Raw genomic sequence first — 23,317 nt, forward strand, 5'->3', positions numbered from 1 at the left:
GGCGCATGGCGGGGAGGGGCAGGGGAATTGGCGGGGAGCAGTGGGGTGCGGAGGGAGGTTCCCGCGGTCGAGGACACGGTGTCCCCGGCGGCGCGGGAACAACAGGACGAGACCGCGTCCGAGGGGGACGGCGGAGCGGGTGGCGGTGCGGGTGGCGGGCGCGGCGCGGGCCGGAACGCGGATCGCAGACGCCGACGTCGACGCGCGTTGCGCTGGTCGGCGACGGTGCTCGCGCTGGTCATACTCGGCGGCGCGGGGGCCGGATACCTCTACTACGAACACCTGAACGCGAACATCAAGAGCGACGACCTGAACATCGGTGACGCGAAGGACCGGGCGGCCAAGACGGAGGCCAACTCGGCCGGGCAGACGGCACTGAACATCCTGCTGATCGGTTCGGACGCCCGTGACACGGCGGAGAACCAGAAGCTCGGCGGCGCCAAGGACACCTTCGACGGTCCCCCGCTCGCGGACGTCCAGATGCTGCTGCACATATCGGCGGACCGCAGCAACATGTCGGTGGTGAGCATGCCGCGCGACACGCTGCTGGACATCCCCAAGTGCACGGACCCCGACGACGGGACCACCTACGGGGCGCTGACCGACGAGATGACGAACGTGTCGCTCGGTCGCGGCGGCCCGGGCTGCACGGTGGCCACCTGGGAGAAACTCACCGACATCCACATCGACCACTTCATGATGATCGACTTCTCCGGTGTGGTGTCGATGGCGGACGCGATCGGCGGCGTCCCGGTCTGCGTGGACGCCAATGTCTACTCGCACACCAGCACCGGCAAGGGCTCCGGTCTGAAGCTGGAGGAGGGCACGCACGCCGTCAAGGGCAAGCAGGCCCTCCAGTGGCTGCGTACCCGCTACGGCTTCGAGGACGACACCGACCTGGCCCGTGCCAAGGCGCAGCACATGTACATGAACTCGATGGTCCGCGAGCTGCGGGCGAACGCCAAGCTGACCAACCCCAACAAGCTGCGCAAGCTCGCCGAGGCGGCCACGAAGGCGATCACCGTCGACGACGGCCTCGACACCATCACGAAGATGTACGACCTGGCGGGCGAGCTGAAGAAGGTGCCCACCGAGCGCATCACGATGACGACGATGCCGAACCGCTACCAGGGCAGCCGGGTGGTGCCCACGGACGACGCCAAGCAGCTGTTCCGTCTGGTGCGCGAGGACATCGCCCTGGACGGCAAGGACGCCAAGAAGGCCACCGCCAGCCCGACGCCGACGGTCACCGACCCGGCCGCCGCGATCGGCGAGATCGCGGTGCAGGTGCACAACGGGACGTCCACGAGCGCGCTGGGGCCGGTCAGCGGGCGCGCCAAGGCGGTGACCCAGGTGCTGACGGGCAAGGGATTCACCGAGGCCGTCGCGGACACCTCGGCGGCCACGGCCGTGGGGGCCACGGTGGTCCGCTACCCGAGCGCCGACCTGGAGGGCGACGCCGAGGTGGTCGCCAAGGCCCTCGGCATCCCGACGGGTCAGGTGAAGAAGTCCACCGAGGTCTCCGGGGTCACGGTCGTCGTGGGCGCGGACTGGCGGTCGGGGACGGCGTACAAGGCGCCGGTGAAGGACGACACGACGCCCGACACGGCCGGGGCGATCAACGCGTCGGACACCAGTCAGTGCATGCACGTGGACCCGAACTACACCTGGTAGCCCGGGTCCTGTGGCGTCCTGAGGGCGCGCTCCGGAAGTGCTTCGTGAGCGCGCCCCTTCGGCTGCCGGTGAGGCGGTGCGGTGCTCAGTGCGCGTCGGTGAGGACGGCGGGGCGCCGCGAGGCGATGACCTTCCTGGCCAGCGCCTTGGGACTGGTCAGGAAGCCGAAGCCCCACGACATGTGCATGGTGGCGAGGGCCACGGGGATCTGGAGCCGTGCCTTCAGCGGCAGCCCCTTGCCGGCCGGCAGCGACCCGGCGACGATCGCCGCGAGGTAGCCGCCGGGGATCACGAAGCCCAGCGGGGTGAGTGCGGCGCCCACGACGATGCCGGCGGCTATCGCGCACACCGCGGTGGGCGGGGCGAGGTAGCGCAGGTTGATGGAGCCCTCGTGGTAGCGGGCGACGACGTGCCGCCAACGGCCGTAGTCCTTGTACTGCTTGGCGAGCGCCTTGACGCTGGGCCGCGGCCGGTACGACACCTTGAGCTCGGGCGAGAACCAGATGAGCCCGCCGGCCTCCCTGATCCGGAAGTTCAGCTCCCAGTCCTGGGCGCGGATGAACTCCTCGTTGTAGCCGCCCTGTTGCTCCAGCGCCGCGCGCCGGAAGACGCCGAGATACACGGTCTCGGCGGGGCCGGCCTGCCCTCCCGTGTGGAAGGCGGCGTTGCCGACCCCGATCTTCGAGGTCATGGCCGCGGCCACCGCGTGCTCCCAGTCGTTCTCGCCCTCGGCGTGCATGATCCCGCCGACGTTCTGCGCACCGGTCTCCTCCAGGAGCCGTACGGCGGTGGCGATGTAGTTCGGGGAGAGCATGCCGTGCCCGTCGACGCGGACGACGATCGGATGGCGGGAGGCCTTGATCGCGGCGTTGAGCGCGGCGGGCGTACGCCCTGAGGGGTTGGGGACGGTGTGCACGCGCTTGTTGCCGGAGGCTGTCTCGGCGACGAGCTCGGCCGCGATCTCTTCCGTACGGTCCGTGGACGGACCGATGGCGATCACGACCTCCATCTCGCCGGCGTACTCCTGCGCGAGGATCGCTTGGACGGCTCCGCGCAGATGCCGCTCCTCGTTGAGGACGGGCATGATGACGGACACTGCGGGGAGCTGCACGTCGGGCTTGGCGTTCATAGGGGGCTCACGTTACCGCGAACGGGGGACACGGCCCGCCCCGCCGGGTGCGCTGCGCCGGTCGGCAGATCGTATGGCCCTACCGTTCCAACGGCCACCACCGCCCACGGCCGCCGCCCGGAGGTGCCCCGTATGCCCCCCACACCGTCCCGGTCCCCGCGTCGCCCCCACCCGGCACGCCGTCCACCACGTCGTCCCGCCCGGCGCGGGCGCCCCCGCTGGGCCATGCGGGCGACGACCACGCTCTCGGTGGTGCTGCTCGCCGCCGCCGGGATCGGTCACTCGGTGGTCGCCGGCCTCGACGCGGAGATCACCCGGGTCGACCCCTTCAAGGACATGAAGAACCGTCCGCGGGCCGGCCACGGCATGAACGTCCTGCTGGTCGGCACCGACGGCCGCGACGACATCACGGAGGCGGAGCGCCGCCGCTACCGCCTGGGCGGGGCCCCCTGTCACTGCACCGACACGATCATGATCGTGCACATCTCGGACGACCGTGAGCGGGCCAGCGTCGTCAGTCTCCCGCGCGACTCCTACGCCGAGACGCCGCCGCACACCGACCAGGTCACCGGCAAGGAGCACAGCGGCCACCCGATCAGGATCAACTCGGCCTACGCGGAGGGCGGGCCGCAGCTCACCGTCCGCACGGTCGAGAACATGACCCACGTGAAGATCGACCACTACCTGGAGGTCGACTTCACCAGCTTCATGAAGACCGTGGACGTGCTGGGCGGCGTGAAGATCTGCACGGCGGAGCCCCTGAAGGACGCGTACACGGGCCTGGACCTGGCGCCGGGCGCGCACACGCTCAAGGGCGGCCAGGCCCTCCAGTACGTCCGCTCCCGGCACACGGACGCCTCGTCCGACCTGGGCAGGATGAAACACCAGCAGCGCTTCCTGGCGGCCCTGGTGGACCGGGCCACCTCCTCCGGGGTACTGCTGAACCCGCTGAGGTTCCGGGACGTGACGCGGGCGGTGCTCGGCTCGGTACGGGCCGACCGGGGCTTCGGCACGGACGAGCTCCTCGACCTCGGCCGGGCGATGCGCACCTTCTCCCCTTCCTCCTCCGAGTTCACGACGGTCCCCATCGGCCGGATGAACTACGTCGTGAAGGGCCTCGGCTCGACGCTGAAGTGGGACCCGGTGAAGGCGCAGCGCCTCTTCCGCGCCCTGCGCGAGGACGAGCCCCTCGCCACCGCGGGAGCCCGGCCGCGCGGCGACGGAACACGCGTGGACGTGGCCCCGCAGCAGATCCACGTCCAGGTCGAGAACGGCACCCGTACGGCGGGACTCGGCAAGCGGGTGGACGCGGCGCTGGCGGCGACGGGCTTCCGTACGACCCGGCAGCCGGTCAGCGCGGCCGACCCCTCGACCCGGCGCACGGTCGTCGCCTACGACCCCCGCTGGGACCGCTCCGCGAAGTCTCTCGCGACGGCCCTGCCGGGCAGCGAACTGCGGGCCGTGAAGGGCCTCGGGTCCACGCTGAAGGTCATCGCGGGGACCGACTTCCGCAAGGTCCGGAAGGTGCGGGCGGCCCAGGTGGAGCAGGGCGAGTCGGGAGTGGTGCGCGGGGACGAAGTGGGCTGTTCCTAGGCGGATGTGCGTTTCTGGTGCGAAACGTACGGAACGGAGCCGTCCGCCCGATGGCGCGGGGCACGTGGGAGGCGTACGACGGAAGGGCACGCACGGGGCCCGCCGGGCCCCCTCACCCCCAGGAGGAGCCATGACCCAGCCCGGAACCATGACCGCCATGAGCAAGGAGATGCAGGACTGCGTCGAGGCGTGCATGTCCTGCCACAGCATGTGCGAGGAGACCATGAGCTCCTGCATGCAGATGGGCGGCCAGGCCCAGATGCAGATCATGCGCGCGCTCATGGACTGTTCCGAGACGACCCGCATGTGCGCCGACATGATGATGCGGCGCTCGCCCATGTCGGCCGAGATGTGCGCCATGTGCGCCAAGGCGTGCGACATGTGCGCCGAGGCGTGTATGGCCATGCCGGACGATCCGCAGATGATGCGGTGTGCGGAGTCCTGTCGCCGCTGCGCCGAGATGTGCCGCACGATGGCGGGCGCCACCATGTGACCGTCGCCCGAACGCACTCAGGGGCACCCGGTGCGGGTGCCCCTGAGTGATATTCGCCCTGCGTCGCCCTGCGGCCGGCTCAGTTGCCCGAGACGGTGACCTTCTCGTCGTTCTTCAGCTGGCTGACCAGCGTCTTCACCTTCGCCTTGTCCCAGACGAGGTTGCCGCCGGTGGAACCGGAGATGGGCATGTTCATCGACTTGCCGTCGCCGCTGTTGACGCCCTTCATCGCGAAGAACATCGACCCCAGGTCGTACAGGCCCATGTCCTTGTCGACGATCAGGGTGTCCAGGCCCGCGCTCATGGTCGGGTAGAGCTTGAAGGGGTTGAGGACCGTGCCCGGGGTGGCCACCTGGTTGGCCAGGGCCGCGAGGAACTTCTGCTGGTTCTTCGTACGGTCCAGGTCGGAGCCCGCGAGCGCGTACCGGGTGCGGACGAACGCGAGGGCCTCCTCGCCGTTCAGGGTCTGCTTGCCCTTCTTGAAGTCGGCGCCCGACTTGGTGTCCTTGATGTCCTGCGGGATGTCGATCTCGACGCCGCCGACCGAGTCCACGATGTTCGCGAAGCCCGCGAAGCCGATCTCCACGTAGTGGTCGATGCGCAGACCGGTGTTGAACTCGACCGTGCGCACCAGCAGCTCCGGCCCGTCCTCGGCGTAGGCGGCGTTCAGCTTCACGTGCCGGCCGGTGCCCTTGTAGGTCTTGCCGGACTCGGAGCCGACGAACGTCGGGATCTCCACGTCGGAGTCGCGCGGGAGCGAGATCAGCGTGTCGCCGTTGGAGCCGGTGTGCAGGATCATCATCGAGTCCGTGCGCTTGCCCTCGGCGGACCCGGTGTGCAGTTCCTTCTTCTCCTCGGCGGACATGCCCTCACGGCTGTCGGATCCGACGATCAGGTAGTTCGTGCCCTCGCCCGCCTCGGGCCGGTCGATGACCTTCGACAGGTCGACCTCGCGGTTCAGCTTGCCGTCGGCCCAGAAGTAGGTGCCCACCGACGTCACGACCAGCACGGTCAGGACGGTGATCGCCGTCCACTTGATGCGGCGGCGCCAGTTCGGCGCGGGACGCGGGGCGCGGGTGCCGAGGCCCCCCGGACCGCCGGAGTCGCCGCCGCCCCCGTAGACCTCGCCCGAGCTGTAGCCGCTGTCGTAGCCGGTGTTCTGGGCGTTCGTGTAGTCGCCGTGTCCCTGGCCGTTGACGTACGACGGCTGCTGCGGGACGCCGGCGCCCTGCGGCGGCGCGGCCGGGCCGCGGCGGACCTGCCGCATGACACGCGGGCTCTCGGGCTGCGCGTTCGCGCTGCCGCCGCCGTACCGGTTGCCGCGGTCGCTGTCGGACCATCCCTCGGGCCAATCGTTCATGCGGACCAGTGTGCAGGGCAGTGCTGTGTGCCTTACAAGGGCCGTCGGAGAATCAGGGCCCCGCTGTTGCCAAGCTGACACAAAATCCCGGGTTGTCCCCGTCGGCATAAGGTGGAGGACATGACAGACCAGGTCACCGCGGCGGACTCGGGCAGCACCCCGGACATCCCGGGCAAGCCCACATCCGCCTCCCGCACCACCCTCAGCCACATCATGAGCCACAACGACACCAACCTGCTGGGCACGGTGCACGGCGGCGTGATCATGAAACTCGTGGACGACGCGGCGGGCGCGGTGGCCGGACGGCACTCCGGCGGGCCCGCCGTCACCGCGTCCATGGACGAGATGGCGTTCCTGGAGCCGGTCCGCGTCGGCGACCTCGTCCATGTGAAGGCGCAGGTCAACTGGACCGGCCGGACGTCGATGGAGGTGGGCGTCCGGGTCCTGGCCGAACGCTGGAACGAGTCCGCGCCGCCGACCCAGGTCGGCTCGGCCTATCTGGTCTTCGCCGCCGTCGACGCCGACGGCAAACCGCGTGTGGTCCCCCCGGTCCTCCCGGAGACGGAACGCGACAAGAGGCGGTACCAGGAGGCCCAGATCCGCCGCACCCACCGGCTGGCCCGGCGCCGGGCGATCAGGGAACTGCGCGAGCGCCGCGTCGCGGAGGGGCTCGAGGACTGAACAGACGCTTCACCCGACCGCCCCGGCATGATCAGCGTCACGGTGAGAAACCGCACGCCGACATCGTCTCCGTGTCTGTGGAGAAGGGCTGAAAGCAGCGAAGGGTGCCCGGTTCCCCCCGGGCACCCTTCGGCCGTCGGCTCGGAGACCGTTACGGCAGGTTCCTCGCCATCACGATGCGCTGGACCTGGTTCGTGCCCTCGTAGATCTGCGTGATCTTCGCGTCGCGCATCATCCGCTCCACCGGGTAGTCCCGGGTGTATCCGTAGCCGCCGAGGAGCTGGACCGCGTCCGTGGTGACCTCCATCGCCACGTCCGAGGCGAAGCACTTCGCGGCCGCGCCCTGGAAGGTGAGGTCGGCGTCCAGTCGCTCGGACTTGGCCGCCGCCGCGTACGTCAGCTGACGGGCGGCCTCGATCTTCATGGCCATGTCGGCGAGCATGAACTGGATGCCCTGGAAGTCGGCGATCGCCTTGCCGAACTGCTTGCGCTCCTGGACGTAGCCCTTGGCGTAGTCGAAGGCGCCCTGGGCGACGCCCAGCGCCTGCGCGGCGATCGTGATGCGGGTGTGGTCCAGGGTCTTCATCGCGGTCAGGAAGCCCGTGCCCTCCTCGCCGATCATGCGGTCGGCCGGGATACGGACGTTGTCGAAGTAGACCTCGCGGGTCGGGGAGCCCTTGATGCCCAGCTTCTTCTCCGGGGCGCCGAAGGAGACGCCCTCGTCCGACTTCTCCACCACGAAGGCGCTGATGCCCTTCGAGCGCTTCGTCGGGTCCGTCACGGCCATCACCGTGTAGTACTCGGAGACGCCCGCGTTGGTGATCCAGCGCTTCACGCCGTTCAGGATCCAGTGGTCGCCGTCGCGGACCGCCTTCGTCTTCATGCCGGCCGCGTCCGAGCCCGCGTCCGGCTCGGAGAGGGCGTACGAGAACATCGCGTCGCCCTTGGCGAGCGGCGTCAGGTACTTCTTCTTCAGGTCCTCGGAGCCCGAGAGGATCACCGGCAGGGAGCCGAGTTTGTTCACCGCGGGGATCAGCGAGGAGGACACACAGGCCCGCGCGACCTCCTCGATCACGATCACCGTGGCGAGGGCGTCCGCACCCGCGCCGCCGTACGACTCGGGGACGTGCACCGCGTGCAGGTCGCTCGCCACCAGCGCGTCCAGCGCCTCCTGCGGGAAGCGGGCCTCCTCGTCCACCGCGGCGGCGTACGGCGCGATCTTCGCCTCGGACAGCGAGCGGATGGCGTCGCGGAGCATGTCGTGCTCCTCTGACGGGCGGTACAGGTCGAAGTCAGCCGATCCGGCCAAGGTGTCTCACGCTCCAAAAACGCTACGGTCACCGACGCTAATTACCGTTAAGTAACTCAAATTTTAGGGGCCCTCCCACCCGAGTGATACGTGAGCTTGGCGACAGGGGGCGCCTTCTCCTGACAACTGCCCGGTGAAGGGAGCCGACACGCCCCGACTATGCTCGGGCGCGCAGCGACGACATCCCACCTGGAGCATTCATGGCCCTCAAGATCACCGTGATCGGCACCGGCTATCTCGGCGCCACGCACGCCGCGGCCATGGCCGAGCTGGGTTTCGAGGTGCTCGCTCTCGATGTCGTGCGCGAAAAGATCGAGATGCTGGAACGCGGCGAGACCCCCATGTACGAGCCGGGGCTCGAGGAACTGCTGCGCCGGCACGTCCCCGGGTTCGAGGGGTCCAGCGGGCGGCTGCGCTTCACCCAGGACTGGGCCGAGGTGGGGGCCTTCGGTGACGTGCACTTCGTGTGCGTCAACACCCCGCAGAAGCACGGTGAGTACGCGTGCGACATGTCGTACGTCGAGTCCGCCATAGGCTCCCTCGCGCCTCATCTGGCGCGGCCCGCGCTCGTCGTCGGCAAGTCCACCGTGCCGGTGGGTTCCGCCGACCGGCTGGCCCGGACGATCGCCGAGCTGGCGCCCGCCGGTGCGGACGCCGAGCTCGCCTGGAACCCCGAGTTCCTGCGCGAGGGGCTCGCGGTCCAGGACACCCTGCACCCGGACCGCATCGTCGTCGGCGTGCGCAGCGAGCGGGCCGAGGCGCTGCTGCGGCAGGTGTACGAGACGCCGATCGGCGAGGGGTCGCCGTTCGTCGTCACCGACTTCCCCACCGCCGAGCTGGTGAAGACCTCCGCGAACTCCTTCCTCGCCACCAAGATCTCCTTCATCAACGCCATGGCGGAGGTGTGCGAGGCCGCCGACGGCGATGTCGCCAAGCTGGCCGAGGCCATCGGCTACGACGACCGGATCGGGAAGAAGTTCCTGCGGGCGGGGATCGGGTTCGGCGGCGGCTGTCTGCCCAAGGACATCCGGGCGTTCATGGCCCGTGCCGGTGAGCTCGGGGCCGACCAGGCGCTGACCTTCCTGCGCGAGATCGACTCCATCAACATGCGTCAGCGCGGGCAGATGGTCGAGCTGGCACGGCAGGCGCTGGGCGGCGGGTCCTTCCTGGGCAAGCGGATCGCCGTGCTCGGCGCCACCTTCAAGCCCGACTCCGACGACGTACGGGACTCGCCCGCCCTGAATGTCGCCGGGCAGATCCATCTCCAGGGCGGTCAGGTCACGGTGTACGACCCGAAGGGCATGGCCAACGCCCGCCGGGTCTTTCCGACGCTCGGGTACGCGGACTCGGCCCTGGAGGCCGTCCGGGGCGCCGACGCCGTACTGCACCTCACCGAGTGGCAGGAGTTCCGCGAGCTCGACCCGGCGCAGCTCGGGGAGGTCGCGACGACCCGGCTGATCCTCGACGGACGCAACGCGCTCGACCCGGTCCTGTGGCGCAAGGCCGGATGGACCTACCGGGCGATGGGCCGCCCGACCGCGTAGGCGCGGGAACAAGCACGGGCACAGCCACACGCAAGGCGCAGGCCTACCCACAGAGCGACGCCGGTTCGGCCGAGGCTCAGTCGGCCGAACCGGCGTCTTGTTGCATTCTGCACCACCGGCCCGTGCTCCGGCCGGTGAACTACTTCGCCCGGTACCGGCGCATCTTCGCGCGCGCCCCGCACACCTGCATCGAGCACCACCGCCCCCGGCCCGCCGGACTGCGGTCGTAGTACGCCCAGTGGCAGGTGACGGCCTCGCAGGCCTTCAGCCGGGTCCAGGTGCCCGCGATCAGCGCATCCGCCACCGCGGCGGCCGTACGGGAGAGCAGCGAGGCCGCTCCGGCGGCGGCCAGGCGGGCGGAGCCGTCGTGCTCGTCGATCGTCACCAGCAGGGGCGCCGACGCCAGCAGCTCGCCCAGCGGGGTCACCTCGCGGTGCGGCGGATGGCCCGCGTGGGCCAGCAGGGCGGCGCGCAGGGACTCGCGCAGCTCACGGGCCCGCGCCAGCTCGCCGGCCGCGTCCCCGGCGCCGTCGGTGTTCTCCGGCAGCCCGAAGCGCGCCCGGCCCTCCGCGGTGTCCAGCGCGTCCGCGCCCGACTCGAGGTCCAGCGTGTTCACCAGGGACTCGACCAGGGCCAGGCTCCCGGGCGCCGCCGATCGGTCATTCATGCTTGCGACGTTACCGCCAATGCGGGAGCATGCAGTAACCGTTACTGGTTACCCGGCCTTAGAGGTAACCATCCCGGACCACTGGAGGAAGTCATGGCTCTCGCCAAGCTGGGCGTCGTCGTTCTGGACTGTCCCGACCCGGGCGCGCTGGCCGGTTTCTACGCCGAGGTGCTGGGCGGCACCGTCGAGGGCGAGGGGGACTGGGTCGACGTGAAGGTGCCCGGCGGTCGGTCGCTGGCCTTCCAGGCCGCCCCCGGGTTCGTACCGCCCGCGTGGCCCGCGCCCGACCACTCGCAGCAGTTCCATCTGGACCTGACCGTCGACGACCTGGACGCCGCCGAGCGGGGCGTGCTGGCGCTGGGCGCGAAGCCGCTGGACGCGGAGGACCACTCACGCGGCTGGCGTGTCTACGCGGATCCGGCTGGGCACCCGTTCTGCCTGTGCAGCTGCTGAAGCCCGCACAACTGTCGAAGCCGCACGCCCGTCGAAGCCCCGTACCGCGCTCGAGCCAGGAGGATTCCATGCCGCCCGTCGCCCGCTTCCGTTCCGTCGTCCTCGACTGTCCCGACCCGCGCGCGCTCGCCGACTTCTACGCGGCGGTCCTGGGCGGTACGCCCGAGGCCGAGGACGGCGAGGACGACTGGTTCGTCCTGCACGTCCCCGGCGGTCCCCGGATCGCGTTCCAACAGGTGGAGGGGTACACCCCGCCGGAGTGGCCGCGCGCCGACCGCAATCCGCAGCAGTTCCACCTCGATCTCGACGGCGGCGCCACCTGGGCGGAGATCGACGCGGCCCACGAGCGGGTGCTGGCGCTGGGCGCGCGGCCGCTGGATCTGGAGGACCGTGAGAAGAAGGACTTCCAGGTGTACGCCGATCCGGCGGGACATCCGTTCTGCCTGTGCCGGGTCGAGCACGCGTAGCGGCCCTGCCCTGCGGCCTATCTGTCCAGCTCCGCGATCCTCGCCGTCGACGGCTCCCTGCGGTCCTGGGCCGCTCGGGCCGTGAAGTCGGCGGTGCGCAGGACGCGCTGCACGTTGCCCCAGGTCAGCAGGGTGATGTCGGCCTCCGGCCAGCCCCGGCGGAGCAGCTCGGCGATCAGATGCGGATAGCCGGAGGCGTCGGCGAGGCCCTGCGGGTGGGCGGCGCCGGAGTCGTAGAGGCCGGACAGGCCGACGCAGGCCGGGCCGGCGATCGCGCGGACGTGGTCGAGGTGGTCGGCCACGTCCCGCAGGCCGGGGCCGGTCTGCTCGGCGGTCAGCGGCACCAGGCAGAGTCCCTTGGCCTCGCCCAGCCCGGCGAGCAGTTCGTCGGACAGGTTGGCGGGATGGGGGCGCAGCGCGGCGGCGGCGGAGCGGGTGCACAGGACCGGCGTCCTGGAGAGGGTGAGCACGCGGCCGACGGTGAGGTCGGAGGCGCCGGAGAGGTCGGCGAGCACGCCGAGCCGGTTCATCTCGCGCAGGACCTCCTCGCCGAACCGGGTCAGCCCCGCGTCGCCCGCCCAGGAGGTGCCGGCGAGGGTGAGGACGCGCAGCCCGAGGGAGTGCAGCACGCGCAGGACGCCCAGGGAGTCGTCGAGCGCGGCGGCCGCGGCCGGGCCCAGGACGATGGCGACGCGGCCGCAGTTGCGGGCGTCGATGACCTGCCCGGCGCTGCGGGCGAGCCGCAGCCCTTCGGGGTGGGCGGCGATCACCGACCGGACGAGGTCCAGCTGCTCCAGGGTGGCCCCGACGGCCCGGTCGGCGACGAGGCCCTCGGGCAGGTGCAGCGACCACAGCAGCGCGCCGACATTGCCGCGGCGCAGCCGGGGCACGTCCGTGTCGACGGCGCTCTCGCCGAGCTGGAGGTCGTAGCAGGGCAGGTGACGCAGGGCCGAGGGCAGTCCGCTGTAGCCGTCGGCGACGGGGTGCGTGGCGAGGAGGGCCCGGGCGCGCTCCAGCGGGGTGCTCTCGGGCTCCTGGGCGGCCTGGACTGCTTGGGCGGCCTCGGCGGCCTCGGCGGCTTCCTCGGCCGTGAGCGGCGCGTACGGGCTGAACGGGGCCGTCTGCGCCTCGTCGTCGAGCTCACCGACCTCGGGAAGGGTGTGCGGCTCGTCATGGAGGTCGGCCATGGCGGTCTCCGTACGTCGATCAGCAGTACGGTCACCGTCGCACGGCGGACGGCCGACTTCCTGGTGGACGAGGCGTTCGGGGGACGGACGCGCCGGTCAGGTGCCCTCAGCCACCTGGATCACGTCGTCCAGGGTGTCCCGGGACCGGACCAGATCCGCGATCGTACGGTCGATGCGGTCGCGTTCGGCGGTGAGGTCGGCCACCAGCCTGGGGGTGGCGACGGCGGAGGGGCCCCCGTCGGAGTCCCGCATGCACGGCAGCAGCTGGGCGATCTTGGTGCTGTGGAGCCCGGCCGCGAACAGCTCCTGGATGAGCACGACCCGGTCGACGGCCCGCTCCGGGTAGTCCCGGTGCCCGCCGGGGGTGCGGTCGGCGGTCAGCAGCCCCTGGGCCTCGTAGTAGCGCAGGGAGCGCTCGCTGACGTTCGTACGCCGCGCCAGTTCACCGATCCGCATGACTGCCCCCGGTCCCGGAAGGACTTGAACCTGACATCAGTGTCAACTTCTACGGTACCGCCATGACACCGACCAAGGACACCCCGTTCCGGCTGGGAGGGCTCGCTCTCCCCCACCGTCTCGTCATGGCTCCCCTGACCCGCAACCGCGCCGCCGCCGACGGCACGCCGGGCGACCTCATGGTCGAGTACTACGCCCAGCGTGCCTCCGCCGGCCTGATCATCGCCGAGGCCGCGACGCCCAACGCGGTCGGGCAGACGTATCCGAACATCACCGCGATCCACCGGCCCGAGCACGTGGCCGGATGGCGGCGGGTGACCGACGCCGTGCGGGACGCGGGCGGCCGGATGTTCCTCCAGCTCCAGCACGGCGGGCGGGTGAGTCATCCGGCGACCAGCGGGCTGACGCCCGTCGCCCCCTCCCCCGTCCCGTTGCCGGAGACGATCTTCACGCCGGAGGGTCACCGGCCTGCCGTCACGCCCCGGGAGATGAGCCCGGACGACATCGGCGCCACCGTCGCCGACTTCGCCGCGGCCGCCCGCAACGCGCTCGACGCCGGTTTCGAGGGCGTGGAGGTGCACGCCGCCAACGGCCATCTGCTGCACCAGTTCCTGGCCGGCAACACCAATCGCCGCACCGACGCCTACGGCGGCTCGGTCGCCGGGCGGATCCGGTTCACGGCGGAGGTGGTGGAGGCGGTCGCCGCGGAGATCGGCGCGGAGCGGGTGGGCGTACGGATCTCGCCCGGCGTCACCTTCAACGGCATCGAGGAGGGCGACGACGAGACGGCGGAGCTCTACCCGGCGCTCGTCGAGCGGCTGAAGGGCCTCGGGCTCGCGTATCTGCACGTGGTGTACGCCGACCCGGACGCGCCGCTGTTCCGCCGGATCCGGGCCGAGTGGCCGGGGACGCTCGTCGCCAACCCGGTGCTGCCGGAACTCACCACGGACGCCGTGTCCCGCGCGGTCGACCGGCTGCTCGCCGCCGGAGCCGAGCTGATCGCCCTGGGGCGACCGTTCCTGGCCAACCCCGACCTGGTCGACCGGCTGCGCCGGGGGGCGCCGCTGAACCCCCTGCGGGACCGGTACCTGATGTACGTGGGCGGGGCGGTCGGCTACACCGACTACCCCGCCCTGCCCGACGGGCCCGCTCAGCCGTCCAGCGACTCGATCGTCGCGTGGGACGGCGACCGGGTCGCCTGAAGGCCACGGGCCACGTCCTCCGCCGCACCGAGTACGCGTACCGCGTTCTGCCAGGTCAGCTTGGCGAGGTCCGGCCGGGACCAGCCGCGGTCGAGGAGCTCCGCGATCAGGTTGGGGTAGCCGGAGACGTCGTCGAGGCCGTCGGGGGTGAAGGCGGTGCCGTCGTAGTCGCCGCCGATGCCGAGGTGGTCGATGCCGGCGACCTCGCGCATGTGGTCGAGGTGGTCGGCGACCGTGGCGACGGTGGCGATCGGGCGGGGGTTCGTCTCCTCGAAGGCCCGGTGGACCTTCATCGCCTCGGCCGTGGTGGCGAGGTGGTGGAAACCGTTCGCGCGCATGTTGTCGTCGGCGGCGGCCGTCCAGTCGACCGCCGCCTGGAGGACGAACTTCGGCACGAAGGTCACCATCGCCATGCCGCCGTTGGCGGGGAGGCGTTCGAGGACGTCGTCCGGGATGTTGCGGGGGTGGTCGCACACCGCTCGCGCGGAGGAGTGCGAGAAGATCACCGGCGCGGTCGTCGCGTCGAGCGCGTCCCGCATCGTCGTCGCCGCCACGTGCGAGAGGTCGACCAGCATGCCCTCGCGGTTCATCTCGCGCACGACCTCGCGGCCGAAGGCGGACAGGCCGCCGGCCTTGGGTGCGTCGGTCGCGGAGTCCGCCCAGTCCACGTTGTCGTTGTGGGTGAGCGTCATGTAGCGCACGCCGAGCGCGTACAGGCCGCGCAGGGTGCCGAGCGAGTTGGCGATGGAGTGGCCGCCCTCCGCCCCCATGAGCGAGGCGATACGGCCCTCCGCGCGCGCCGTCTCCATGTCCGCGGCCGTCAGCGCGGCGCGCAGGTCCCGCGGGTGACGGGCGATGAGCCGCCGCACGCAGTCGATCTGCTCCAGCGTCGCCGGGACCGCGTCGGGCAGGTCCGCGCGCACGTACACCGACCAGTACTGCGCACCGACCCCGCCCTCGCGCAGCCGGGGGATGTCGGTGTGCAGGTGGGCGTGCTGGTCGCCGGCGATGTCGCGGGCGTCGAGGTCGTAGCGGACCTGCTCGCGCAGCGCCCAGGGCAGGTCGTTGTGGCCGTCGACGACGGGGAACTCGCGCAGGAGCTCGCGGGCCGCGTCCAGTGAGGTCATCTCCGTCACTTTCCGAAACCGAAGCCGTTCGAACCCTCGACCTTGGCGCGCAGCCGCTTGCCCTTCTCGGTGGCCTGGTCGTTCAGCTCCTGCTGGAAGTCCCGCATGCGGGCGAGCAGCTCCTCGTCGTGGGTGGCGAGGATGCGGGCGGCCAGCAGACCGGCGTTGCGGGCGCCAGCCACCGAGACCGTGGCGACCGGGACACCGGCCGGCATCTGCACGATCGACAGCAGGCTGTCCATGCCGTCCAGGTACTTCAGGGGCACGGGTACGCCGATCACCGGCAGCGGGGTCACGGAGGCGAGCATGCCGGGGAGGTGGGCGGCGCCGCCGGCGCCCGCGATGATCACCTTGAGTCCGCGCCCGTCCGCCTGCTCGCCGTACGCGACCATCTCGCGCGGCATGCGGTGCGCGGAGACGACGTCGACCTCGTACGCGATCTCGAACTCGTCGAGGGCCTGCGCGGCGGCCTCCATGACGGGCCAGTCGCTGTCCGACCCCATGACGATGCCTACAACAGGGCTCATTCGGTGATCGTGCCTCTCAGGTAACCGGCTGCGTGACGCGCGCGTTCGAGGACGTCGTCCAGGTCGTCGCCGTAGGTGTTGACGTGGCCGACCTTGCGGCCGGGCTTCACGTCCTTGCCGTACATGTGGATCTTCAGCTGGGGGTCGCGCGCCATGCAGTGCAGGTACGCCGAGTACATGTCCGGGTAGTCGCCGCCGAGGACGTTGACCATGACCGTCCACTTGGCGCGCGGACGCGGGTCGCCGAGGGGGAGATCGAGGACGGCGCGGACGTGGTTGGCGAACTGCGAGGTGATCGCGCCGTCCATCGACCAGTGGCCCGAGTTGTGCGGGCGCATCGCGAGTTCGTTGACCAGGACCCCGGGAGACCCGTCGGCGTGACGGATCTCGAAGAGTTCGACCGCGAGGTGGCCGACCACGTCCAGTTCCTTGGCGATCCGCAGGGCCATCTCCTCGGCCCGCAGCGCGAGGGAACCGTCCAGGCCGGGCGCGGGGGCGATCACCGTGTCGCAGACGCCGCCCACCTGCTGCGACTCGACGACCGGGTACGCGACGGCCTGGCCGTGCGGGGAGCGGACGACGTCGGCGGCGAGCTCGCGGACGTAGTCGACCTTCTCCTCCGCCAGGACGGGGACGCCGGCCCGGAAGGGGTCGGCCGCCTCCTCGACCGAGTCGACGACCCACACGCCCTTGCCGTCGTAGCCGCCTCGGACGGTCTTGAGGACCACCGGGAAGCCGTCGCCCTCGGCGCCTTCGGCCAGGCCCTCCGCGGCGAACGCGGCGACGTCCGCCGGGTCGGTCACGATCCTGTGCCGGGGGCACGGAACGCCGATCGCGTCGAGTCGCGCGCGCATCACCCCCTTGTCCTGGGCGTGCACCAGCGCGTCGGGGCCCGGGCGGACGGGGATGCCGTCCGCCTCCAGCGCCCTGAGGTGCTCGGTGGGTACGTGTTCGTGATCGAAGGTGATCACATCGCACCCGCGCGCGAACTCGCGGAGCGTGTCGAGATCGCGATAGTCGCCGATGACGACATCGCTCACGACCTGCGCCGCGGAATCCAGTGGGGTGTCACTGAGGAGCTTGAATCTGATGCCGAGCGGGATGCCCGCCTCGTGTGTCATACGAGCGAGCTGGCCCCCGCCGACCATGCCGACTACCGGGAACGTCACGACCCCAGGGTATCGGCCACGCCACCGCGGCCGAATTCCGTGCCTCTTACCGGGACCTTTCCCGTCTCATACCGACCGTTTCCCCGCTTCTTCCCCGCTGGTCACGGACCCGTGAGCCGGACCACAGGAAACCGACAAGAGTGGTGGTTAGCATGGCTGGGTTGACGAAACCGAACCCGGACGGGGGCCTGTACGACCATGGCGCATGGTTCCTCGGGGCTGAGGAGGGTCGTCCGCGAGCTCGCCAAGTTCGGGGCCGTGGGCGGCGCGGGGCTGCTGGTCAACCTCGGAGTCTTCAACCTTGTCCGGCATCTCACCGACCTCCAGGTGGTGCGGGCCAGTGTCATAGCGACGGTCGTGGCGATCGCCTTCAACTACGTGGGGTTCCGCTACTTCACCTACCGTGACCGCGACAAGAGCGGGCGGACGAAGGAAATGACGCTGTTCCTGCTGTTCAGCGCGGTGGGACTGGTGATCGAGAACGGCCTGCTGTTCGCGGCGACGTACGGGTTCGGCTGGGACAGCCCGATCCAGAGCAACGTGTTCAAGTTCGTCGGCATCGGGATCGCGACGCTGTTCCGGTTCTGGTCGTACCGGACGTGGGTGTTCCGGACGCTGCCGGCGAAGGAGGCCGTGGCCGGCGCCGAATCGTTCCTGACGGTGACCGAGCAGTCCCGGGGGCCCGAGCCGAGGGCCGGGCAGCGGGTCGGCTGACCGCCGCACCCCACCCACCGTCCTTCCCGGCCGCCCTACCGCCCGGCCGCCCTACCTGACCGTCGGCTCGCCGTCCTCAGCGGTCCGCTTCTGCGGGGGCGTGCTGGACAGGAACAGCCCGAAGATCGGGGGCTGGGCCTGGAGCATCTCCAGGCGGCCGCCGTCGGCCTCCGCCAGGTCGCGGGCCACCGCCAGACCGATGCCCGTGGAGTTGCGGCCGCTGATGGCCCGCTCGAAGATGCGGGCGCCCAGATCGGCGGGGACGCCGGGGCCCTCGTCGGTGACCTCGACCACGGACTGGTTGCCGGTGACACGGGTGCGCAGCGCCACCGTGCCGCCGCCGTGCATGAGGGAGTTCTCGATCAGGGCGGCCAGTACCTGGGCGACCGCGCCGGGCGTGCCCACCGCCCGCAGGTTGCGCTTGCCGGAGCTGACGATGGCCCGGCCCACGCCGCGGTAGGCGGGGCGCCACTCGGCGAGCTGCTGCTGGATGACCTCGTCGAGGTCGAAGGTGACCGCCGAGCCGGTGCGGGGGTCCCGGGCGTTGGTCAGGAGGCGTTCGACCACGTCCGTCAGGCGCTCCACCTGCGTCAGGGCGATCGTCGCCTCCTCCTTCACGGTGTCCGGGTCGTCGGTGAGGGTGATCTCCTCCAGGCGCATGGAGAGGGCCGTCAGCGGCGTGCGCAGCTGGTGGGAGGCGTCCGCCGCGAGACGGCGCTCGGCGGTCAGCATGCGGGCGATGCGCTCGGCGGAGGCGTCGAGGACGTCGGCGACCCGGTCGAGCTCGGGGACGGCGTACCGCTTGTGCCGGGGCCGCGGGTCGCCCGAGCCCAGCCGCTCCGCCGTCTCCGCGAGGTCGGTCAGGGGGGAGGCGAGTCGGTTGGCCTGGCGGATGGCCAGCAGCACCGCCGCGATGACCGCGAGCAGCGCCACCAGGCCGATGATCAGCAGCGTGCGGCCGACCTCCCGGGTGACCGTGGAGCGCGGCTCCTGGACCAGGACGGTCTCGCCCTCCTCGCCCCGGGCCGTCGCCTTGATCACATCGCCCTGGGGCTTGGTGCCGACCTGGATGACCGTCCGGCCGGGGATCCGGATCTCGGCGTAGCGGTCCTGCGTGACCTGGTCGCGCAGTATCTCGGCGGTGACGTTCTCCGAGCCCACCAGCCGGCTGTCCACGATGCTGGCCAGCCGCAGCGCCTCGGAGTCCACCCGTTCCTGGGCGCTGTTGCTGATCGTGCGGGTCTCGACGATGACGAGGGACACCCCGAAAACGGCGATGACGACGAGCACGACGGCAAGCGTGGACTGAATGAGACGGCGACGCACGGAGCCCTCCGGACGGTGACTTCACAAGACCGGTGCGGGCAACCGACTCAGGGGCGCGGGGAACTGCGCGAGAAGCCCCCACGGCCCGCACCCGACGACGCGACGCGCGTCATCGGCCAACCCCCGCGGCTGAGGGTGCCCCCTCGGGGGAGCTCAGCTCTTCTCGAAGCGGAACCCGACGCCCCGCACCGTGGCGATGTAACGGGGATTCGCCGCGTCGTCGCCGAGCTTCTTGCGCAGCCAGGAGATGTGCATGTCGAGGGTCTTGGTCGACGACCACCAGGTCGTGTCCCAGACCTCGCGCATCAGCTGGTCGCGGGTGACGACCCGGCCCGCGTCCCGGACGAGGACCCGCAGCAGGTCGAACTCCTTGGCCGTGAGCTGGAGTTCCTCCTCGCCCATCCAGGCGCGGTGCGACTCGACGTCGATGCGGACGCCGTGCGTGGCGGGCGGCTGCTGGGGCTCGGACGCGCCGCGCCGCAGCAGGGCCCGGACCCGGGCCAGCAGCTCGGCCAGCCGGAAGGGCTTGGTGACGTAGTCGTCGGCGCCGGCGTCCAGACCGACGACGGTGTCCACCTCGTCGGCGCGCGCGGTCAGGATGAGGATCGGGATGGCGTGGCCCTCCGAGCGCAGTCGGCGGGCCACCTCCAGACCGTCCATGCCGGGCAGCCCGAGGTCGAGCACGACCAGGTCGACGCCGCCCTGCATTCCGGCGTCGAGCGCGGTGGGGCCGTCCTCACGCACCTCGACCTCGTAACCTTCCCGGCGCAGGGCGCGGGCCAGCGGCTCCGAGATGGACGCGTCGTCCTCGGCGAGCAGTACACGGGTCATGAGCTGATGGTAGTCCGCGCCGGGCGGCGGCCGAAGTGTGATCGCCCAGCTGTTTCTTACTCACGGACATGCCGGACACTCGACGTGCCGAGCGGCCGGCCGTCCCCCCGTCGATCTTGGTACGGACCTACGGTCGGGGGATGGCATCCTGGTGCAGACCTTCAAAACCTCGCCCACGGTTCCTTGATCACCTGTGATCCGTGTCTCAAGTCCTTCCATATCAGGCGTTGTGCTGCCGTATGGTGAAGTAACGCCTGTAGCACGCATGGACCTTCGGCGGTCGGCTCGACGTCGAGGGTCTCCTTTGTGTGCGGGCCGGTCCCCGCCGGCCTCCAAAGGAATGACCTGTGGCCGGGCCCCCGACTCGAGGGGCGTGGATCCCGGTGGTCGCCGTCCACCGCTCCGAGACCCGGAGCGGACTCCCCCGGGGCGTGGGGGTGGACGCCGCGGTCCGCCGGTGCCGGCCGCCCCCCACCGGGCGCGCAAGGCTCCACTGCGGCGCGCGTCCCGAGCAGCAAGGAACGACATGGCGTCCAGCCTGACGAAGGACTCGGTCCGCCCGGGCACACCCGGCTCCGGGAAGACCTTCTTCGGCCACCCCCGCGGACTGGCCACTCTCTTCATGACCGAGATGTGGGAGCGTTTCTCCTACTACGGCATGAAGGCCCTGCTCCCGCTGTACCTCGTGGCTCCGACGGGCCTGCACCTCGACAACGCGACCGCGATCACCATCGCTTCGGTGTACGTGTCCCTGGTGTACCTGCTCGCCCTCCCCGGCGGCTGGTTCGCGGACCGCGTCCTCGGCCCCCGCAAGACGGTCGCCCTCGCCGGCCTGATCATCATGCTGGGCCACCTGACTCTCGCGGTGCCCGTGGCCGGCGTCTTCTACGTCGGCCTCGCCCTCGTGGCGCTCGGCTCGGGGCTGCTGAAGGCCAACATCTCCACGATGGTCGGCCACCTCTACGACGGCCCGAACGACCCCCGCCGCGACGGTGGCTTCACCGTCTTCTACGTCGGTATCAACACCGGCGCCTTCGCCGCGCCGCTGATCATCGGCACCGTCGGCGAGAAGGTCAACTGGCACCTCGGCTTCGCGCTGGCCGCGCTCGGCATGGCGCTGGGCCTGGCCCAGTTCCTGCTCGGCACCCGCCACCTGAGCTCGCGCAGCGACATCGTGCCGACCCCGATGTCCGCCGCCGAGAAGACGTCCACCCTGCGCAAGGGCCTGTTCTGGCTGGCCGCCGCCGCGGTCTTCTACGGCGCCGTCGGCCTCTCCGGCCACTTCACGCTCAACTGGGCCATGATCCCGCTCACCGTCATCGGGCTGATCGTCCCGATCTGGGTCATCGCCCGCATAAGGCGGGACAAGGCGCTGGACTCCACCGAGCAGTCGCGGGTGTCGGCGTACGTCTGGTTCTTCGTTGCCGCCGCCGTGTTCTGGATGATCTACGACCAGGGTGCCACCACGCTGTCGATCTTCGCCGACTCCTCGGCCGACAACAGCGTGTTCGGCTGGGAGTTCCCGGTCTCCTGGTACCAGTCGGTCAATCCGGTCATGATCATGGCAGCGGCCCCGGTCTTCGCCTGGCTGTGGCTGTGGCTGAACCGGCGCGGCAAGGAGCCGAGCACGGTCGTGAAGTTCGCCTCCGGTCTCGTCCTGGTCGGCGCGTCGTTCTTCGTCTTCCTCATCCCGCTGTCGATCGCCGACGGCGGCCACAAGGCCGCGGCGCTGTGGATCGTCGCGATCTACTTCATCCAGACGATCGGTGAGCTGACCCTCTCCCCGGTCGGCCTGTCGGTCACCACGAAGATGGCTCCCGCGAAGTACGCCTCGCAGATGATGGGTGTCTGGTTCCTCGCGGTCACCGCGGGCGACTCGTTCACCGCCCTGCTCTCCAACCCGGCTGTCGGCGGGGTCAACCTGGACAAGATGGGCTTCGTGGCGTTGGAAGCCGTCCTCGCCGTGCTCGCCGGCGTCGCGGTGTGGATGTACCGCGGCAAGGTCAAGCGACTGATGGGCGACGTCCACTGACGTCCGCTCCCGCGCTTGCCGGAGGGCCGCCGTACCCGCGTGGGTACGGCGGCCCTCCGTCGTTTTCTCGTCCTTGCGCCGCTCAGCTCGCCCTTCTCCTGGGCATGAACGTGAACACCGCGCCGCCCAGCAGGATCGCCGTACCCGCGACCAGGCCCAGGGCCTTCAGGGTGCCGTGGTCGCCGGAGCCCGTCTCCGCGAGGCCGCCACCGCTCGACGTGGACCCGCCCGAGGACGACGAGGAGCCGCTGCCGCCGGACGCGCCGCTCGCCTGTTCCGCGGTGTTCAGCGTGAGGGAGACGGCCGTGCTGTCCGGAGTGCAGGTGGTGGTCGTGCCCATGGCCTCGATCGTGAGGGCGCCCGGGGAGAGCGTGGACTCACCGGTCGCGCCGGGCTTGTAGACGCCCGTGAGGTCCGGGATCTCGATCGGGTCGTTCTGCGGGATCGGCGCGGAGTTCAGCGGGCCCTCCACCTTCACCGAGCCCTCGTCCGCGCCGCCCAGCACGATCTGCATGGTCGGCTTCACCTTGCCGGCCGGGATGTCGATCGGGCTGTCCATGACCGACTTCTTGAACTGCACGGTGAGGTCGTAACTCCCGCCGTTCTTCGTGGCGTTGATCTGGATCGGCGAGGTCGCCTTCTTCTCGCCGATCGGCGACTGGCAGGTGTAGGGGATGTCGACGACCTTGCCGGTGAAGTCGGTCCGGCCGCTGTCACCGCCGGACTCGGACGCCGACGGGGAGGTACTGGGCGTGCCGGACGCGCTCGACGAGGGTGACTGGCTCTGGCTCTGCGAGGGGTCGGGGGACGTACTCGGCGAGGCCGACCCCGAACCCGAGCCCGAACTCCCCTCCCCCGCCGTCACGGTGATGGTCGCCGCCGGCTGGACGGCCTCCGTCGGCGCGCACTTGGTGTCCGTGGACAACGCGTTGACGACGTACGCGTCCGGGGTCAGCGTCACCTGTCCGGCCGCCGTCAGCTTCAGCGTGCCCTTCATGTCGGACAGCGTCATCGCGCCGCCCTTGGGGATCGCCGGGTTCTCGCGCGGCCCCTGCATCGCGATGTCGGCGGTCTGCGCGCCGGCCGCCTTGAGGGTGCCGGACGGCTGGACCGAGTTCGCGGGCAGGTCGATGATGTCGGGGTTCTTCGACGCGGCCTGGGTGAACTTCCAGACGACGTCGACGGTGTCGCCGACCTTCGCCGTCGCCGGTGCGGTGATCTCGACCTTGGTGGTGCCGTTGACGTCGGGCAGACCGATGCCCGAGGGCGGAACGCACTTGGTGGCGTAGGCCACCTCGGCGGCCTGGGCCTGCCCGGCGCTCACGCCCAGCAGGACGGCCGCCCCGGTGAACAGGACGGCGGCGCCCGCCGCTGCC

At 70.8% G+C, this 23,317-nt stretch carries 22 protein-coding genes; 10 read left to right on the plus strand and 12 right to left on the minus strand.

The window, feature by feature from the left end:
• Positions 1-27 precede the first annotated feature (27 nt).
• Positions 28-1,674, plus strand: a complete 1,647-nt coding sequence (locus G9272_RS18790) for an LCP family protein (RefSeq protein WP_437184283.1) — start codon at positions 28-30, stop codon at positions 1,672-1,674.
• Between the two features lie 85 nt (positions 1,675-1,759).
• Here the strand turns inward: G9272_RS18790 and G9272_RS18795 are convergent, their stop codons facing one another.
• On the minus strand, positions 1,760-2,803 hold the full coding sequence (locus G9272_RS18795) for a glycosyltransferase family 2 protein (protein WP_171397654.1): 1,044 nt from the start codon (positions 2,801-2,803) through the stop codon (positions 1,760-1,762).
• 132 nt (positions 2,804-2,935) lie between these two features.
• On the opposite strand from G9272_RS18795, the gene G9272_RS18800 reads away from it, so the two are divergent.
• Together G9272_RS18800 and G9272_RS18805 are read left to right on the plus strand one after the other, a co-directional pair.
• The gene (locus tag G9272_RS18800) at positions 2,936-4,396 is read left to right on the plus strand and encodes an LCP family protein (protein ID WP_437184284.1); all 1,461 of its coding nucleotides are present in this window, start codon (positions 2,936-2,938) and stop codon (positions 4,394-4,396) included.
• A 130-nt stretch (positions 4,397-4,526) separates the two neighbouring features.
• Complete coding sequence (locus tag G9272_RS18805) at positions 4,527-4,889, plus strand: four-helix bundle copper-binding protein (RefSeq protein WP_020128538.1); 363 nt, start codon at positions 4,527-4,529, stop codon at positions 4,887-4,889.
• A gap of 79 nt (positions 4,890-4,968) precedes the next feature.
• Here G9272_RS18805 and G9272_RS18810 read toward each other — a convergent pair whose 3' ends face one another.
• On the minus strand, positions 4,969-6,249 hold the full coding sequence (locus tag G9272_RS18810) for an LCP family protein (RefSeq protein ID WP_171397656.1): 1,281 nt from the start codon (positions 6,247-6,249) through the stop codon (positions 4,969-4,971).
• 120 nt (positions 6,250-6,369) lie between these two features.
• Between G9272_RS18810 and G9272_RS18815 the strand changes: the two genes are divergently transcribed.
• Positions 6,370-6,930 carry an acyl-CoA thioesterase gene (locus G9272_RS18815; RefSeq protein ID WP_171397657.1) on the plus strand — a complete coding sequence of 187 codons (561 nt, stop codon included), beginning with the start codon at positions 6,370-6,372 and terminating at the stop codon, positions 6,928-6,930.
• A gap of 151 nt (positions 6,931-7,081) precedes the next feature.
• On the opposite strand, the gene G9272_RS18820 is transcribed toward G9272_RS18815, so the two are convergent.
• Positions 7,082-8,239: an acyl-CoA dehydrogenase family protein gene (locus G9272_RS18820; protein WP_301272137.1), complete on the minus strand. Its 1,158-nt coding sequence runs from the start codon at positions 8,237-8,239 to the stop codon at positions 7,082-7,084.
• A 200-nt stretch (positions 8,240-8,439) separates the two neighbouring features.
• Here G9272_RS18820 and G9272_RS18825 point away from each other — a divergent pair, with 200 nt between their 5' ends.
• On the plus strand, positions 8,440-9,783 hold the full coding sequence (locus G9272_RS18825) for a UDP-glucose dehydrogenase family protein (RefSeq protein WP_171397659.1): 1,344 nt from the start codon (positions 8,440-8,442) through the stop codon (positions 9,781-9,783).
• A gap of 139 nt (positions 9,784-9,922) precedes the next feature.
• Here the strand turns inward: G9272_RS18825 and G9272_RS18830 are convergent, their stop codons facing one another.
• On the minus strand, positions 9,923-10,450 hold the full coding sequence (locus G9272_RS18830; RefSeq protein WP_171397660.1) for a CGNR zinc finger domain-containing protein: 528 nt from the start codon (positions 10,448-10,450) through the stop codon (positions 9,923-9,925).
• Positions 10,451-10,543: 93 nt separating this feature from the next.
• On the opposite strand from G9272_RS18830, the gene G9272_RS18835 reads away from it, so the two are divergent.
• Positions 10,544-10,903: a VOC family protein gene (locus tag G9272_RS18835; RefSeq protein WP_171397661.1), complete on the plus strand. Its 360-nt coding sequence runs from the start codon at positions 10,544-10,546 to the stop codon at positions 10,901-10,903.
• 68 nt (positions 10,904-10,971) lie between these two features.
• Positions 10,972-11,370 carry a VOC family protein gene (locus tag G9272_RS18840; RefSeq protein ID WP_171397662.1) on the plus strand — a complete coding sequence of 133 codons (399 nt, stop codon included), beginning with the start codon at positions 10,972-10,974 and terminating at the stop codon, positions 11,368-11,370.
• 17 nt (positions 11,371-11,387) lie between these two features.
• Here the strand turns inward: G9272_RS18840 and G9272_RS18845 are convergent, their stop codons facing one another.
• Both G9272_RS18845 and G9272_RS18850 read right to left on the minus strand, forming a co-directional pair.
• Positions 11,388-12,557, minus strand: a complete 1,170-nt coding sequence (locus G9272_RS18845) for a dipeptidase (RefSeq protein WP_171397663.1) — start codon at positions 12,555-12,557, stop codon at positions 11,388-11,390.
• Positions 12,558-12,653: 96 nt separating this feature from the next.
• A complete protein-coding gene (locus tag G9272_RS18850; RefSeq protein ID WP_171397664.1) occupies positions 12,654-13,013 on the minus strand; it encodes a MerR family transcriptional regulator in 360 nt (119 codons plus the stop codon).
• A 62-nt stretch (positions 13,014-13,075) separates the two neighbouring features.
• Here G9272_RS18850 and G9272_RS18855 point away from each other — a divergent pair, with 62 nt between their 5' ends.
• The gene (locus tag G9272_RS18855) at positions 13,076-14,215 is read left to right on the plus strand and encodes an alkene reductase (protein ID WP_171397665.1); all 1,140 of its coding nucleotides are present in this window, start codon (positions 13,076-13,078) and stop codon (positions 14,213-14,215) included.
• On the opposite strand, the gene G9272_RS18860 is transcribed toward G9272_RS18855, so the two are convergent.
• The 3 genes from G9272_RS18860 to G9272_RS18870 are packed head-to-tail and all read right to left on the minus strand — an operon-like array spanning position 14,164 to position 17,038.
• The gene (locus tag G9272_RS18860; protein WP_171397666.1) at positions 14,164-15,342 is read right to left on the minus strand and encodes a dipeptidase; all 1,179 of its coding nucleotides are present in this window, start codon (positions 15,340-15,342) and stop codon (positions 14,164-14,166) included. The genes G9272_RS18855 and G9272_RS18860 overlap by 52 nt on opposite strands.
• 5 nt (positions 15,343-15,347) lie before the next feature.
• Positions 15,348-15,869, minus strand: coding sequence for a 5-(carboxyamino)imidazole ribonucleotide mutase (purE, locus tag G9272_RS18865; protein ID WP_171397667.1), 522 nt, complete (start codon positions 15,867-15,869; stop codon positions 15,348-15,350).
• Entirely contained in the window at positions 15,866-17,038 is a 1,173-nt protein-coding gene (locus tag G9272_RS18870; RefSeq protein WP_171397668.1) for a 5-(carboxyamino)imidazole ribonucleotide synthase, read from the minus strand. The genes purE and G9272_RS18870 overlap by 4 nt, the downstream gene beginning before the upstream one ends.
• A gap of 198 nt (positions 17,039-17,236) precedes the next feature.
• On the opposite strand from G9272_RS18870, the gene G9272_RS18875 reads away from it, so the two are divergent.
• The gene (locus G9272_RS18875; RefSeq protein WP_171397669.1) at positions 17,237-17,752 is read left to right on the plus strand and encodes a GtrA family protein; all 516 of its coding nucleotides are present in this window, start codon (positions 17,237-17,239) and stop codon (positions 17,750-17,752) included.
• A 51-nt stretch (positions 17,753-17,803) separates the two neighbouring features.
• Here G9272_RS18875 and G9272_RS18880 read toward each other — a convergent pair whose 3' ends face one another.
• Complete coding sequence (locus G9272_RS18880; RefSeq protein ID WP_171397670.1) at positions 17,804-19,078, minus strand: HAMP domain-containing histidine kinase; 1,275 nt, start codon at positions 19,076-19,078, stop codon at positions 17,804-17,806.
• A gap of 153 nt (positions 19,079-19,231) precedes the next feature.
• On the minus strand, positions 19,232-19,909 hold the full coding sequence (locus G9272_RS18885; protein WP_020128522.1) for a response regulator transcription factor: 678 nt from the start codon (positions 19,907-19,909) through the stop codon (positions 19,232-19,234).
• Positions 19,910-20,435: 526 nt separating this feature from the next.
• Between G9272_RS18885 and G9272_RS18890 the strand changes: the two genes are divergently transcribed.
• On the plus strand, positions 20,436-21,941 hold the full coding sequence (locus G9272_RS18890; RefSeq protein ID WP_171397671.1) for a peptide MFS transporter: 1,506 nt from the start codon (positions 20,436-20,438) through the stop codon (positions 21,939-21,941).
• 82 nt (positions 21,942-22,023) lie between these two features.
• Here G9272_RS18890 and G9272_RS18895 read toward each other — a convergent pair whose 3' ends face one another.
• Entirely contained in the window at positions 22,024-23,295 is a 1,272-nt protein-coding gene (locus G9272_RS18895) for a hypothetical protein (protein WP_171402059.1), read from the minus strand.
• Positions 23,296-23,317: the final 22 nt, after the last annotated feature.

The organism is Streptomyces asoensis, from assembly GCF_013085465.1.
Taxonomy (GTDB): Bacteria; Actinomycetota; Actinomycetes; order Streptomycetales; family Streptomycetaceae; genus Streptomyces; species Streptomyces cacaoi_A.